We start from the raw sequence: 14,260 nt of genomic DNA, 5'->3' as shown, positions 1-14,260 counted from the left end.
TCAATCATACCAGCGCAGACCTGTTCATGCAATAGGGACTTAGGACAGGTTCCTCGTTCCAGTCGGGGGCCGGGAATGTGTACATGTCCTTTCGTCCCTACTTATAAACTTCTTCTCTGGAATGAAACCCATCTGCAATAATGGTACGATCCATATTGTGTTTATCGACAGCAATTGGCGAAAGAAGGACCGAGGGCACCTCGATTTTTCCATTATTAATTTTTCGGCTTGCTTCTATATTTTCTCCCTTCGCCATCCTGACCGCTAGTTCAGCAGCTTCTTTGGTGAGCGTGCCGATAGGTTTGTATACCGTCATCGTCTGGGTACCTCTGATGATCCGCTGGGCAGCGGCAAGCTCAGCATCCTGTCCTGCTACAGGAATTTTCCCTGCCAGCCCTTGCACTGCCAGTGCCTGGATGGCTCCGCCTGCGGTAGCATCGTTGGCTGCGATCACGGCATCTATTTGATTTTGGTTGGCTTTAAGAGCCTCTTCCATATTTACAAATGCATTCGCAGGCGTCCAATCTCTGGACCACTGATCATATACAATCTGTATATCGCCTTTTTCAATTAAGGGCTGAAGCACGTTAAAGACTCCTCGTTTAAATAAATGGGCGTTATGGTCAGTGATTGCTCCGCCAATGTACACATACTTCCCTTTAGGAACCAGTTTGGTGATGGCCCTTGCCTGCAGCTCTCCAACCTTTTCATTATCAAAGGATATATATAAGTCGATATCGGCATTTTTCACTAGCCGGTCATATGAGATGACTTTGATGCCTGCCTCGTGAGCTTTTTTGACGATCGAAGCGGTGGCTTCAGCATTATGGGGAACGACAACCAGCAGGTCGACCCCCTGTTTAATCAATGTTTCTGCCTGTGATATTTGGACCGCATCATCCCCATTCGCAGCCATGATCTCCACTTCGGCTCCGAGTTCTTCTACGGCCTCTTTGAACAAATCTCTATCCTTCAGCCAGCGCTCTTCCAATAAAGTATCCATTGAAAAGCCGATCTTAACGGCCTTCTCCCCATCCCCTCCTACTTGCACTTCGCCTGCAGAAGGAATTGCTTTCCTGGGATTTTTTTTGAGTGCTGTTTCCGTTTGGCAGGCTGACAGGAGGCAAACCAGAAACAGCGCAGCCAGAGTCAGCTTCCATTGAATCCTATCCATCTGTTTTGCCCCTTTTTCTTCCATCATTCTTTTTTTCCCAGAAGGGTTTTGCGGAATTCCGTCGGTGACTGGCCGCACATTTTTTTGAAAACCTTGCTGAAATAGTTCGGTTCATGATAGCCCACTTCAAAGGTGATTTCTTTCAGGCTTTTTCCGTGATCCGCCATCAGCTTCTTTGCTTTTTCAATACGGCATTCAGTCAGGAAATCGATATAATTTATCCCGAGTTTCTCCTTGAACATTTTACTGATATAGATCGGGCTTAGCTCCACTTTCCTACCCAATGCTTCAAGAGAAATATCCTCGTGGGAATGTTCGGTAATATATTGTTTCAGCTGGTGGATAGTATCCGCTTCCAGCCTGTCGTAATGCTCCATATACGCCTTCTTCATTTGCTTTACCAATTGATTCGTTTCAGCGCGCAGCTGCCGGAAATCCTGGGTTTGATACGCAAAAAATGGCGCAGGAGCTTCAACCCCAATCTCACTCATTACACGTGAAGCAATCCAGAGCAGCTGCAGCACCCGCTGCTGCGCTTGAATCACCCCTTTCCTTTCTGTTTCACATCGCTGGATCATTTCCATTACACTTAAGCTGATTTGCTGCCATTTACCAAGCCTGACTTGATCGAAAAACTGTTTTTCCCGCTCTTTGGTCAGCTGCAGATCTTCCCCTGCGCTAAGCACTGGCACATCGGAATAAAATCGGTATTTAACAGGGAGGGTTGAATCCAGGGTGGCAATAAGAGATTCCTGATAGGACTGACGGATGGACTGCATTGATCCACAAGCGTTCCCAATCCCGACGAACCAGTCTTCTGATAAGCCTTTTTTCGCAAGAGACAGAATTTCTCCGGCTATAAATATGGCCTGTGAACGGAATGATTGCTGTTTTTTCCTAAAAACGATGATGGGAAGCTGGCGGCCATATAGTGCACCTACCCATGCACTGCCTGCTTGCCTGACCTTCTCTTTGACCGAGGTATAGAGGTGTTCTTGTCCATCAGGGAGCAGGATGCTCATGACAAACTGTTCATCTGTTGAGCGAATATCGAGCATTTCCACCAGCATATCCAGATGAACTTCATGGACATGATCGAACAGCAGCTGTGTCACTACATCCGTCTCAATGACCGGAAGAGCCTTTTGCAGCGCATCCTGCTGAAGCTTCGTCATTTCACGGAATCTCCGCTCTTCCTCAATCTGTTCAAGCACCTTCCCGACTGTTGCTTCAATTTCCGTTATCTTGCTTGGCTTCAGTAAATAATCCTTGACCCCAAGCTTTATCGCCTGCCGGGCATAATCGAATGTATCGAATGCTGTAATCATAATAAATTTAATATGCGGATCGGCTTCACTGATTTGCTTAATAGCTTCCAGGCCATTCAGCCCTGGCATCTGAATGTCCATCAGGATTAAATCAGGGTTAAACGCTTTAGCCAATTGAACGGCCATCTTTCCATTTTTGGCCTGGCTGATTTCAACGCCAGGAAAGGCCTTTTGCAGAATCACTTCCAGTCCTTCCCGTTCAATTTGTTCATCATCCGCGATCAGGAGTCTTGTCATGCTGCCCCCCTCCTATCTTTCGGTATTGTTATTACTACTTTTGTGCCGGCAGCACTGCTCTCAATGTTCATGACATCTTCATTGCCGTAAAAAAGGCGCAAACGCCTGACAACATTGGTAAACCCTATGCCCGTAGAGTTTCCATCTTTTTGAATGAACTGCCCTTGAAGAATCTGTTTAATTTTAAATTCCTCAATACCTGGACCATCGTCTTCCACTTCTATAATCACACAGTCATTTCCGTCCTGAATGCGAAACCAGATAATTCCCCCATCTTCTCTTGGCTCGACTGCATAGTTGACGGCATTCTCGATGATCGGCTGCAGTGTGAGACCCGGAATGTCCACATTCAGACACGTTTCATCTATTGACATTTTCAAATGCAGGCGATCTGTAAATCTGGCTTTTTGAATATCCATGTATTGCTGCAGGACCATCACTTCTTCTCTAAGTGTTACTGGCCTATCAAGCCTTTTTAAGTTATAGCGCAGCAGGCCGGCAACACTAACAAGCAGGTCGCTGGTTTCATGAGAGCCTTCCAGATAGGCTTTCTTGGAAAGGGTATTTAATGTGTTAAATAAAAAATGAGGATTAATCTGGCTTTGCAGGTTCAAGAGCTGGCTTTCCTTCAGCAATAACTTGCTTTCCTGCAGCTCATGCTCCAGCTGCGCCTTATGCTGGATCTCTGAAATTAGGTTATTGATATTAATCCGCATCCGGTCAAAGGTCTGGGCAAGAAAAGCAATTTCATCATTCGAATCAACCTTTATCGGCAAGTGAAATCTGCCCCTCGATAACTCATTGGCTGCCTGGGTCAGCTTCTGTACAGGCTTCGTAATGCTTAAGGAAAAGCCATAGGTCAAGAACATTAAGAGGCAGGTGATTATCAGCATCAGCCAAATCCCCAGTTTTTTGATTTCTTCGGACTGGTCAATAATCCCCCGGTAAAGCCGTTCATACGTATTCAGTTCACTATCAATCAGCGTCAGCGTCATCTCGGAGATATACATCGAGATGCGCGTCGCTTCTGAGAATTCCTTTGCCGAATCCTCTGTCTCCTTTTCATTAAAATAAAGAAGGGAGCGGTCAGTTGTCTCAACCAGGCTGTCAATCAAATTCATATAATTTGTCAAAGCGAAATCATTTTCTGAATTTCGAAGATATGAAACTTCCCTTTTTGCATTTTCTATTTTTCCCCTACTTTTGTTCAGTTTGTCCAGATTTTCGGGAATAGGCGTGATGAAGTAGTTATTCAAGTCTGCAATCATCTGCTGGCTTGTTCTTGTAACTTCATTCATTCGAAGGTACCGCTGAAGAATTTCATTATATTGATTCTGAGTTTTCTGATTATAATAGGTGAGTGTGATCCATATGGCTGCCATAATCAATAGAATCACAGTCGTGAGTGTCCAGATTTTCTTATGAATTTTGTTCATTGCTTTTCCATCGCCTTTAATATCCTGATATCGGTGAGATAGCCTTCAGATTTCAGCGGCACTTCTTCATCCCTAAGCCATTTCAAAATCAGCTCTACACTGAGGCTTCCCATCTTTTCAGGAGACTGTTCAATGATTCCATCAAGTTTCCCCTGAGTAAGCAAAGATATTGAATCCGGACCATCGTCAAAAGAATAGATATAATAAGGTTCTACCTGTGATCGCCTTCCAATTTCCTGAATCATCGCTCCGGCTATATTTGCCTTAATAGCTATAAAACTATCAGTATCCGGATTTTGATTCAGCATGTTCTGAGTGGCAGCGATAATTTCCTCCCTAACATCAGTCGTTTCCGCATAGACTGTCTGGATATTTGGATAATCCTTCAGTACTTCATGAATGCCATCAAGGCGCTGCCGCTGATAAAACTCTTTATGCTTGTCACCCATGAGAATGACTTTTCCTTTATGGCCCATATCGTCAAGAAGCTGTTTCGCAATTAACTGCCCGGCCAGATATTGATCCGAGCCGACGTACGTTTTTCTCAAACTTTCAGATTTGGCCACGTCATTGGCCACCGTAATAATCGGGATTCCATAAAAAGCTGCTTTTATCTTTGTTAAATCTTTGAATTCCTGAGTGTCCAGACCCTGAACAATGATGCCGTCCACTTTTGATTGAATGGCTATCTCTAACTTTTTCAAAAATTCCTCTTGATTCTTTCCATAACTTCCCCAGACTTCCAGGCTTGCCCCATCCTTCCGTGCTTGTTCCTGTGCAGCAATACCTGCCTTGTCCCAGAAAGGGGTCTCTAATTCCTGCGTTATCAGGACAAGCCGATATTTCGCTTCCTGGCCATCTGATGCAGCTGGGAGGTCCCATTCGGATGTAAACGCTTTCTTTGATAGCGTAAATGTAAAATAACCAAGGACGATACATGTAAGACAAAATACTAAAATACCCGTTTTACGCAAGGCTGTATCTCCGTTTCCTAAGTATGAACAGCTAAATAATTTTAATCATATCACCTTTTTAAGGCTTATAGAAGAGTTAGAAAGAGAGAGGATTTTCTGCTGTTAACAGGAGGATAATCGGTGCTTTAGGAAATGCTGCCCACCTGCATTTTAAGGGCATCCTTTTGCCGGATGCCCCATTTTCGAAACTGCTAATGCAGGAAACTGGTAATCTACCCTCTCTTCTTTCGGGTCATGACATCAAAAATCACAGCACCCGCCAATACGCCTCCGCGGATCATATACTGGAGGGAAACCCCTACCCCGAGCAGATTCATGCCGCTTGATAAAGAGGCCATGACTACAGCACCGATAATGGCACCAGTGATTTTGCCCACGCCCCCTGCAGAAGAAACCCCGCCGACATAAGCAGCTGCAATGGCATCGAGTTCAAATAATGTCCCAGCTGTTGTAGTCGCTGACTGAAGACGTGAGGTGAATAATATGCCGGAAAGAGCTGCCAGCATCCCCATTGAACCGAATACTATATACGTAATTTTATTTACATTGATTCCGCTCAGATGTGCCGCTTCCGGATTGCTTCCCACAGCATATATATGTCTGCCAAGAACGGTTTTCGTTGTCAGAAAGTGATAGATGACAACCACTAAAAGCATAATGACAACCGTCCAGGAAAATCCATTGTAGCCTGCCAGGATCCAGGTAATATAGGAAATGATAGCAGAAACAAAAACTAATTTGACAATAAAAATCCCTTTTGACACTACCTCGAATTGATAGTTGATCTTGTTTTTCCGCGTGGAAATTTCACTGTATATATACAGCAATATGGCCAGTACACCCAGAATCAGTGTCAGGAGATGCAGTCCATTCACTTGCATAATCGAAGGAATGAATCCGTTTCCGATTGCATTAAATCCATCATCCTTGACGATAATGGTCCCGGTCTTCTCTGTTACCTGAAGGAGTGCACCTCTAAAGATCAGCATTCCTGCAAGAGTAGCTACGAAGGATGGGATACCGAACTTTGCAACTAAAAGGCCATTGAATAGCCCGACAAAAATACCCATCACCAGGATAATCGGAATGGTGATATAAAACGCTACTCCCATTCCCGTCAGGAGAATCGCAGCAATCGCTCCCAAAAATCCAGCGACGAACCCGACTGAGAGGTCAATGTGCCGGATCACGATAACCAGCGTCATCCCCACTGCAAGGACAGCGATATATCCCGTTGAATCCAGCAGATTGCTTATATTTCGCGAAGACATAAACAGACCGTCAGTCATAATGGTGAAGGTGAGCATAATCACGAATAAGGCAATGTACATGCCATAGTCACGGATATTATCTTTAAATAGCGTTTTCGCTTCGTTAATAAATTCCATTAGTTTAACCTCCTATTGCGTAGCAAGCTGCATGATGCTTTCCTGATTTGCTTCTTCAATCGACAGCTCGCCTTTAATTTGGCCTTCCGCCATGACATAGACACGATCGCTCATCCCCAGAACCTCACCCAGTTCTGAAGAAATCATAATGATGCTCATACCTTCCTCGATCAATTGATTCATAATCGTATAAATCTCGAATTTAGCGCCAACGTCAATGCCCCGCGTCGGCTCGTCCAGGATCAGCAATTTCGGCCCGACAAATAGCCATTTGCCCAGGGACACTTTCTGCTGGTTCCCCCCGCTCAAATTGCCGACAACCTGTTCAAGGGAAGATGCTTTAATATACATGGACTTTTTATATTCCATTGTTTCCTTTACTTCTTCGTTATCATTAATCACTCCATTTACAGCAATCCGTTTGAGGTTTGCCGCAGAAATGTTGTTTTTAATATCCTGTATTAAAAACAGGCCGTCCCCTTTTCGGTCTTCCGTCACGTACGCAATCCCTGACCTGATGGCGTCACTCGGATGCTTCAGCGTTTTTGGAACGCCATCCACCAATAGTTCGCCGTGTAGTTTATAAGATTTTGGATTTCCGAAAATACTCAGGGCAAGTTCTGTCCTGCCTGACCCCATCAAGCCCGCAATCCCGACAATTTCTCCTTTCTTAACATGAAAATTAACATCTTTTACAACCTGCCTGCCCAAATGCACAGCATACGCGGACCAGCTGCGAAGCTCAAGAACAGGATCGCCAAATGTTTTGTTCGGCCTCTTTGGATAAATATCTTCAATCTCCCTGCCAACCATGTTTTTAATAATGACATTTTCAGAGATTTCTCCTTTTGAGGCGTCCAGGGTACAAATGGTTTGGCCGTCACGAAGCACAGTCGCTTTATCTGCAATCGAGATGACTTCTTTCAGCTTATGGGAGATCATGATGCAGGTAATTCCCTGCTCTTTCAGCTCCCCTAACAAATCTAGAAGATTTTCGCTGTCATCCTCATTAAGTGCTGCAGTCGGCTCATCCAGGATAAGCATTTTCACGTCCTTGCTTAAAGCTTTGGCAATTTCAACTAATTGCTGTTTTCCAACGCTCAGGTCTTTTACGAGCGTTTCTGGATTCACATCGAGCTTAACCTTATCCAGCATTTTTTTAGCTTCAGCAATGGTCCGGTTCCAATCGACGATTCCACCTTGCTTAATTTCATTGCCCGCGAAGATATTTTCATAGACTGTGAGATCCGGAAACAATGCAAGTTCCTGGTAGATAATGACGATTCCTGCTTTTACACTGTCACTGATCTTGTTGAATTGCTGCACACTGCCCTCAAATACAATGTCACCCTCATATGTGCCATATGGATATACGCCGCTGAGCACCTTCATCAGTGTGGATTTACCTGCTCCGTTTTCACCAATCAAGCAGTGGATCTCACCTTTCTCCACTTTGAAATTGACATTGCTGAGCGCTTTGACACCTGTAAATTCCTTGGAAATCCCGTGCATTTCCAAAATATTATCGTTCATTATGATTCCCCCTAGCCAAACAGCTATCAGAAGGAGAAATAGTGATAGAAGCATCTATCACTATTTCTCCTCCTTTATTGATTAAAGTCCTGTAAATTCATCCGCTTTATAGTATTCAGAATCAATCAGTTCTTTTTTCACGTTATCTTTGTCGACAACGATTACAGCTGTTTGCTTTGCTTTTACTTCAATCTTGCCGTTGTCGTAAGAACCAGTTGTCTCAGGGTCTTTGTCTTCAAGGATATCGATCGCCATGCCCATTGCATCTTTCACGAGAGTACGAACATCCTTGAATACTGTCATGGATTGCTTTTCATCAATAACGTATTGAATGGAAGCCTTCTCTGCATCCTGACCTGTTACAAGATAGCTGGATACTGCACTGTCAGTTCCAAAAACATCTGCAATGGAACGGGCCGTTCCGTCGTTCGGAGCAAGAATTGCCACATCGCCCTTCATATCGTCAGAAGCTGCAGTCAAATGCGTTTGTGCCTTGTTCTTCGCTTCGTTTGGATCCCAGTTCGTTGTCACCTGGCCAATGATTTTGCTTAGCTGGTCACGGGACAGATCAGCTGTCTCTTTCAAAGCTTCGGCTTCGCTTGAATTAGCAATCTTGAATGTGCCATCTGCAATCTTAGGCTGAAGCACACTCCATGCTCCCTGGAAGAATAGGAAAGCATTGTTATCAGAAGCAGCGCCTGCGTATAGATACAGAGGCACGTCCTTGCCCGTTGCGTTATCTGCCAGGTATTGTGCCTGTGCAGCTCCTACAGCAAGGCTGTCAAATGTTACATAATAATCAATTGCATCTGTATTGGTAATTAAACGGTCATAGGATATGACTTTTACCCCATCTTTCTTCGCAGCCTCAACCGCTGCAGCAGCTGCATCGCCATCTTGCGGACAGATAATCAGCACATCAATCCCTTTGTTCAGCAATGTCTCTACATTTTCTTTTTCCTTAGCCGAAGATCCCTGGCTAAACAAAATCTCAGTTGTATATTCCGTTCCTTTTAACGCATCTTTAAATCTTTGCTCATCCTGAACCCATCTGGGCTCATCTTTCGTTGGCAAAACGATACCGACACTTACCTCACTGCTTCCGCCGCCAGTGCCCTGGCTGCATCCTGCTGCAATAAACGCAAACATCATAACCGTCAGCATAAGAGAAATGACTTTCCACTTTCTTTTCATTCTTTTTCCCCCTTTATAATGGATAAAAATTACCTGCCTACAGGAAAAATTATAACTTTATTACCAGCCCGTGAAAGCGTTATCACTAGCACTCTTTTAATATCACCTGTAATTTTTTATACTTAATTCAATCTCAAATTTTTCTTCCACAATAAAAAAAAAGACAGCTGCACTAGCTGCATTTTTTATGTCCATAAAAAAATGCGTTAATCCAAAGATCAACGCATTTCTCTTTATAAAGCTTCACCCTCAGTTTGCTTCTTACCCGGCGCAAACCAGCCAAACAGGGCAATGGCCACCAATACGCCATAAAAGACCAATGTCCAGCCTGTACTATGAGGAAAATGATGATCAAGGACACCGATATCCTCATGGGCAAGTGTAATAACAGCAAGCTTGACACCAACCCAGGCGACAATCGCATAAGCGGTTGTTTCTAATGCCGGCCGTTTAGCAAGGAGCTTAACAAACCAGGTAGCCGCGAACTTAATCAGGATCAGTCCGGCAATCCCGCCTAGCACCACTACAATAAACTGGCCGCCATCCATGCCGCCGAAATCGTCAAGCGGTGAATCCGGCAGACCTAGTGCCAGCGCAACAGCAGCAAGAATCGAATCGATGGCAAAGGCAAGATCGGCTAATGCAATCTTCCCTACGGTTGGCCAAAATCCTTTCCCTGCCGCTTCTTCCTTCACATCCTCACGAATATTTTCGTTTTCTTTTCCGAACTTGGCCTTAATTACATGTTTTAAGCCAAGGTACAATAGATATGCCGCTCCAATCGCCTGGATCTGCCAGACGTTTGCAATAAATGAAATGGCAAAAAGCGCACCAAACCGGAAAACGAAAGCCATAATGATTCCATAATTAATTGCCTTTTTCTTCTGATCTTCGGGTAAATGCTTCGCTATGACGGCTAAGACAAGAGCATTGTCAGCCGACAGCAATCCTTCCAGACCAATTAATATCAATAATGCCCAGGCATACTCGAGCCAAATGGACTCCATCCGCGACACTCCTTTCTGCAACAAAAATGTTCTTCATTGATTCGATAACTATAGATTCCCCAAAATTGCTGAAGGAAACCTTAAAAATATATAATAAAATGGCGTCCTATATTCAGGACGCCAGAAGAAAAAAAACTAATTATTCAAATCAAAAAGACCCGGGGCATGCTCATTTGGCATATCAGGCATTTCAGGAACAGGATAGCCTTTTGGCGGTTCTACAACGGCAAGATCTCCGCCATTTCTGCTTGGAGTGGTCCCCTGGAAAACCTCACCGATCCGGGTATCATCAAGCCTGAAATTAAACTGGGCATTGTGGAAGCCCATTTCCACATATTTTCGGCATTCAGGGTATTTATTTAGATCGTAATTAGGAATCGGGAATATTTTGCCCCAATCCACTCCTAACGTTTCCAGTGCTTTTGCGAATGCATTTTGATGGGCATTATCCCGGACAATCAGGAAGGCAATCGTCTCTCTTAGCGTCTTATTGCTGCTCATCTCGTAAATCCTTGATTTCTGGAGAACACCTGTCGATTCAAGAACGACATTATTCAGGAGGTTGGCCACCAGGTTGCCGTGGTCATATACCCAGGATCCGTTCCACGGGTTACCGCCAGCATCGACAGGAAGAGATGCCTTTGCCCCCATAATAAAATGATGAGGGTTAGCTCCTCCTTGAATCACATCGTCCAATGGAGCCCCATCTTCAGCCTGATTGCCTGGCATACTTCCGCCAGCATCATTTAGAAGCTGATTAATCGTAGTTTGAACGAGTTCAACATGACTTAGCTCTTCCAAAAACACACCTCTGATCAGATCACGATATTGCTTCGCTTTTCCTCTGAAATTTGCACTCTGGAATGAAAACTGCATCAGCGTCCTCATTTCACCAAACTGCCCGCCCAACGCCTCCTGCAGCACTTTCGCCGCATGCGGATCCGGCTTATCCGGCACAATCATATTAATTAAATCTTCTTTATAAAAGTACATGTTCATCATTCTCCTTTTTCCAGCATTCTTAATTAGAATGCCTTGCCTAAAGGAGCCTATTCATAAAATAAGCAGGAGGCTTAACCTTTCTGCAAAACATGATGCCGTCATAGTGCTTTTGCGGATATATGGCAATAGGCAACAGCCCTATCATGCCAGCTTCGAGGAGCCGCCACCTCCGATTCAGCCAGTTCCGCTTTGGAAGCCCCTTTTCACATAAAGGCACAAAACTGTCATGCCTACAGGCTTCCAGAAGTAAACTTTCTAACTGTTTTTTAGACAAATTAATGGGAAAGTTCACTCTAAGCAGGGAGGCAAGCTCACCTTCTCCGGCATAATAACCTATGGAGTAAACTTGATCGCCATAGCATTTTGATAGCTGCTGTCCGACATTCGTGATACCAAACAGCTTAGAAGTGACTGTTTTGCTTTTTCTAATATGAAAATTATGAGCCCACACAATGACCTTTTCACCCTTGTAATACTCTTCCAATAACCACTGCAGATTTCTGAACATATACGTTCCCCGAATGACTCCTGAAGCAATCCAGCTTTTTGTATTGATTTCCAGCCACTTCAAACGGTTCTTGAGTCCCTGCCCTATAACCTTAAGGTTCCTTTCTTTTTCTATATCATCTTCCTTCAATCTGCTCTCAAAAAGCTCCAGACTGGACTGATATAGATCCATACACATTTGAATCTTTTCTTTAGCCTTCTTAGCTATTTTCGTTTGTCCCCTTATCTCCTCATCAATATTGAAAAATACTGTTTCTGCCTGATGAATGGAAGCATATACTTCTTCATCTGTATTAAACTTGAGCCATTCCAGCATGTTTTGCGATATCAGCGGGTATGCGGGCTGTATATCCATACCGGCGATATGCAGGCGGTTCGCCCAGGATTCCTGAAATAAAGGGAGCATTTCTTCATTATGAAAAATATCCAGAAGGCCATGCTGAATTTTCTCCTCAGCAGGGAGGTCTTTCAGAAGCTTTCTGCAAAATACCGCTTCAAGCAGACCGCTCTCCATGACAACCACATTAAATCCATGGACACTATGCAAATACTTAATCATATTTATTTTGCCTGTGTAAAAATCCCCGACTCCATGGCTGCTCTCTCCCAGCATCACAACCCTTTTCCCCTCAACATATGGATCCATACAGGTAAAATCAGATGGAACCGTTATTTCACAGCTCTTGCTGGCTATTTGATCTATCCAAAGTGATCTTGTTTTTCTTGTTATGAAATTCATGAACAAACCTCCATCACAAAACCGGGGAGATCTCCCTATAAGATAACTATGATTACGAATTGGAAATTAATTGGTTTCACTTTTTCTTACATTCATATACTTGGCAAAGAGAACCTTCGAAAAGGTAAAATAAATTGAATCCATTCGGAGAAGAATTGGGGAGATATTATGAATGCCTATTTACTTTTAGCATTAGCCATTGTAAGTGAAGTGTTTGGCAGTTCCATGCTTAAAGCAACAAACGGGTTCAAAAAACTACTGCCATCCCTTGGTGTAATCATTGGATACGGTGTAGCTTTTTATTCGTTATCTTTATCGTTAAAAACACTGCCGCTTGGTGTGGCTTATGCGATTTGGGCTGGCCTCGGGACCGTGCTGACAGCCTTGGTCGGAATCACCATCTATAAAGAGAATGTAAATGACAAAAAGATTCTGGGACTGGCTTTAATAGTTGGAGGAGTTATTTTATTAAATAGCGGTGGAGGCCATTAATATGAGAGGATACTTTTATTTAACAGTCTCAATCGCAGGAGAGATTTTTGCCACCACCATGCTTAAGCTGTCGGATGGCTTTACGGTGCCGCTGCCATCTGCAGGAGTCTTGTTTGGCTATGCACTTTCATTTTATTGCCTATCATTATGTCTTAAAACCATTCCATTAAGTCTGGCTTATGCCATTTGGTCAGGAGCAGGAACAGCGTTAACTGCGTTAATCGGTGCCGTACTATGGGGAGAAGCATTCAGCAGCCTCAAGATACTGGGAATCATACTGATTATCGGCGGAATAATCGCATTGAATTCTTCCAGTAATGAAGAGACTGCAAAAGAGCCTTCACGTTAGGGCTCTTTTATGTTTCCATGACTTATCTTCATTTATGCCTTTTCCCTTATTAGATATTCTTCAAGGCCCTCAATGTCTTATCCCGAATCTGAACACGATTGATATAGTCCTTCGCAACAAGTTCTGTGTAAAGCAAGTCAAAGAGCAGGAAGAGCGGCAGTGTTGGAGAGATGTTCTGGCCCATATGCATACTGTTTTTACTAGTAACCAGAAGGGATAGATCTGCCAGCCGGGAGAGTTCGGATGTTTTATCACTTGAGATAGCAAGGACTGACGCACCTTGTCTCTTGGAAATTTTGACAGCATCGATTATTTCTTTTGTTTTCCCTGAAACAGAAATGCCAATGACAAGGCTTCTGTCTGAGCTTAATGCTGCATCCATCACAGCTTGATGAGGGTCTGTAATCGACTCAACCTGGATTCCGATCCGAAAAAACTTCCATTTAAACTCCTGTGCTGCAATCCCTGAGTTGCCGATGCCGTATACATGCACTCTCTCCGCTTTCGTTAACAGGGTAATAGCTTGCTGAATATCAAAATAAGTCATGTTCCGGAAAGTCGTTTCGATGATCTCTAAATGGTTTTGATAGAGATTGGAAAAATAATCAATCTCTTTGATGTCACTGGACGCTGCCGGCTTATTTCTTAAGTCGATATATCTCTTTAATTCGTGCTTGAATTCATTAAACCCTGAAAAAGAGATTTTCTGACAGAATCGGGTAATCGTAGCAGGAGAAATATGAATTTTTTTCGCGATTTGATTGATTGACAATTGGCTGATTTCATCAGGATTTCCGATTATATATTTTGCTAATTCCGACTCCGAGCTTGTGAACTTTTCCATCGAGCAGGCTATGCCATGAAGAAGGTTCTCACCGAGATATTCCATATTCCATCTCC

The 14,260-nt window shown here is 43.7% G+C and carries 13 protein-coding genes; 2 read left to right on the top strand and 11 right to left on the bottom strand.

Annotated features, from left to right (window positions below):
• Positions 1 to 97: 97 nt before the first annotated feature.
• The 10 genes from xylF to AC0VZ9_RS03210 form a co-directional block, all read right to left on the bottom strand.
• Positions 98 to 1,201, bottom strand: a complete 1,104-nt coding sequence (gene xylF, locus AC0VZ9_RS03255; RefSeq protein ID WP_019380234.1) for a D-xylose ABC transporter substrate-binding protein — start codon at positions 1,199 to 1,201, stop codon at positions 98 to 100.
• Positions 1,198 to 2,739, bottom strand: coding sequence for a response regulator (locus AC0VZ9_RS03250; protein ID WP_475397010.1), 1,542 nt, complete (start codon positions 2,737 to 2,739; stop codon positions 1,198 to 1,200). The genes xylF and AC0VZ9_RS03250 overlap by 4 nt, the downstream gene beginning before the upstream one ends.
• Entirely contained in the window at positions 2,736 to 4,175 is a 1,440-nt protein-coding gene (locus AC0VZ9_RS03245) for a sensor histidine kinase (protein ID WP_019380232.1), read from the bottom strand. Before AC0VZ9_RS03245 ends, AC0VZ9_RS03250 begins: the two co-directional genes overlap by 4 nt.
• Positions 4,172 to 5,149, bottom strand: a complete 978-nt coding sequence (locus AC0VZ9_RS03240; RefSeq protein ID WP_019380231.1) for a sugar ABC transporter substrate-binding protein — start codon at positions 5,147 to 5,149, stop codon at positions 4,172 to 4,174. The genes AC0VZ9_RS03245 and AC0VZ9_RS03240 overlap by 4 nt, the downstream gene beginning before the upstream one ends.
• A gap of 212 nt (positions 5,150 to 5,361) precedes the next feature.
• Positions 5,362 to 6,537: a sugar ABC transporter permease gene (locus tag AC0VZ9_RS03235; RefSeq protein ID WP_019380230.1), complete on the bottom strand. Its 1,176-nt coding sequence runs from the start codon at positions 6,535 to 6,537 to the stop codon at positions 5,362 to 5,364.
• A 12-nt stretch (positions 6,538 to 6,549) separates the two neighbouring features.
• Complete coding sequence (locus AC0VZ9_RS03230) at positions 6,550 to 8,070, bottom strand: sugar ABC transporter ATP-binding protein (RefSeq protein WP_019380229.1); 1,521 nt, start codon at positions 8,068 to 8,070, stop codon at positions 6,550 to 6,552.
• An 81-nt stretch (positions 8,071 to 8,151) separates the two neighbouring features.
• On the bottom strand, positions 8,152 to 9,264 hold the full coding sequence (locus AC0VZ9_RS03225; RefSeq protein WP_019380228.1) for a sugar ABC transporter substrate-binding protein: 1,113 nt from the start codon (positions 9,262 to 9,264) through the stop codon (positions 8,152 to 8,154).
• A 233-nt stretch (positions 9,265 to 9,497) separates the two neighbouring features.
• On the bottom strand, positions 9,498 to 10,271 hold the full coding sequence (locus tag AC0VZ9_RS03220) for a TerC family protein (protein ID WP_019380227.1): 774 nt from the start codon (positions 10,269 to 10,271) through the stop codon (positions 9,498 to 9,500).
• A 135-nt stretch (positions 10,272 to 10,406) separates the two neighbouring features.
• The gene (locus AC0VZ9_RS03215) at positions 10,407 to 11,264 is read right to left on the bottom strand and encodes a manganese catalase family protein (RefSeq protein ID WP_009335405.1); all 858 of its coding nucleotides are present in this window, start codon (positions 11,262 to 11,264) and stop codon (positions 10,407 to 10,409) included.
• A 46-nt stretch (positions 11,265 to 11,310) separates the two neighbouring features.
• Positions 11,311 to 12,519, bottom strand: coding sequence for an erythromycin esterase family protein (locus AC0VZ9_RS03210; protein WP_019380226.1), 1,209 nt, complete (start codon positions 12,517 to 12,519; stop codon positions 11,311 to 11,313).
• A 168-nt stretch (positions 12,520 to 12,687) separates the two neighbouring features.
• On the opposite strand from AC0VZ9_RS03210, the gene AC0VZ9_RS03205 reads away from it, so the two are divergent.
• Both AC0VZ9_RS03205 and AC0VZ9_RS03200 read left to right on the top strand, forming a co-directional pair.
• Positions 12,688 to 13,011, top strand: coding sequence for a DMT family transporter (locus tag AC0VZ9_RS03205; protein ID WP_019380225.1), 324 nt, complete (start codon positions 12,688 to 12,690; stop codon positions 13,009 to 13,011).
• 1 nt (position 13,012) lies between these two features.
• Complete coding sequence (locus AC0VZ9_RS03200; protein ID WP_019380224.1) at positions 13,013 to 13,360, top strand: DMT family transporter; 348 nt, start codon at positions 13,013 to 13,015, stop codon at positions 13,358 to 13,360.
• Between the two features lie 49 nt (positions 13,361 to 13,409).
• Here the strand turns inward: AC0VZ9_RS03200 and AC0VZ9_RS03195 are convergent, their stop codons facing one another.
• On the bottom strand, positions 13,410 to 14,249 hold the full coding sequence (locus AC0VZ9_RS03195) for a MurR/RpiR family transcriptional regulator (RefSeq protein WP_009335409.1): 840 nt from the start codon (positions 14,247 to 14,249) through the stop codon (positions 13,410 to 13,412).
• Between the last annotated feature and the right edge of the window lie 11 nt (positions 14,250 to 14,260).

This window comes from Cytobacillus sp. QJM3NY_8, assembly GCF_056173585.1.
Note: the sequence above shows the minus strand (reverse complement) of the source record. Positions and strands in the feature narration are given on the sequence as shown.

What these genes read in the sequence shown, in the direction of transcription:
- AC0VZ9_RS03210 (WP_019380226.1), bottom strand. Translation starts at nt 12,519, where the DNA reads ATGAATTTCATAACAAGAAAAACAAGATCACTTTGGATAGATCAAATA.
- AC0VZ9_RS03215 (WP_009335405.1), bottom strand. Translation starts at nt 11,264, where the DNA reads ATGTACTTTTATAAAGAAGATTTAATTAATATGATTGTGCCGGATAAG.
- AC0VZ9_RS03245 (WP_019380232.1), bottom strand. Translation starts at nt 4,175, where the DNA reads ATGAACAAAATTCATAAGAAAATCTGGACACTCACGACTGTGATTCTA.
- xylF (WP_019380234.1), bottom strand. Translation starts at nt 1,201, where the DNA reads ATGATGGAAGAAAAAGGGGCAAAACAGATGGATAGGATTCAATGGAAG.
- AC0VZ9_RS03195 (WP_009335409.1), bottom strand. Translation starts at nt 14,249, where the DNA reads ATGGAATATCTCGGTGAGAACCTTCTTCATGGCATAGCCTGCTCGATG.
- AC0VZ9_RS03235 (WP_019380230.1), bottom strand. Translation starts at nt 6,537, where the DNA reads ATGGAATTTATTAACGAAGCGAAAACGCTATTTAAAGATAATATCCGT.
- AC0VZ9_RS03220 (WP_019380227.1), bottom strand. Translation starts at nt 10,271, where the DNA reads ATGGAGTCCATTTGGCTCGAGTATGCCTGGGCATTATTGATATTAATT.
- AC0VZ9_RS03230 (WP_019380229.1), bottom strand. Translation starts at nt 8,070, where the DNA reads ATGAACGATAATATTTTGGAAATGCACGGGATTTCCAAGGAATTTACA.
- AC0VZ9_RS03200 (WP_019380224.1), top strand. Translation starts at nt 13,013, where the DNA reads ATGAGAGGATACTTTTATTTAACAGTCTCAATCGCAGGAGAGATTTTT.
- AC0VZ9_RS03205 (WP_019380225.1), top strand. Translation starts at nt 12,688, where the DNA reads ATGAATGCCTATTTACTTTTAGCATTAGCCATTGTAAGTGAAGTGTTT.
- AC0VZ9_RS03250 (WP_475397010.1), bottom strand. Translation starts at nt 2,739, where the DNA reads ATGACAAGACTCCTGATCGCGGATGATGAACAAATTGAACGGGAAGGA.
- AC0VZ9_RS03225 (WP_019380228.1), bottom strand. Translation starts at nt 9,264, where the DNA reads ATGAAAAGAAAGTGGAAAGTCATTTCTCTTATGCTGACGGTTATGATG.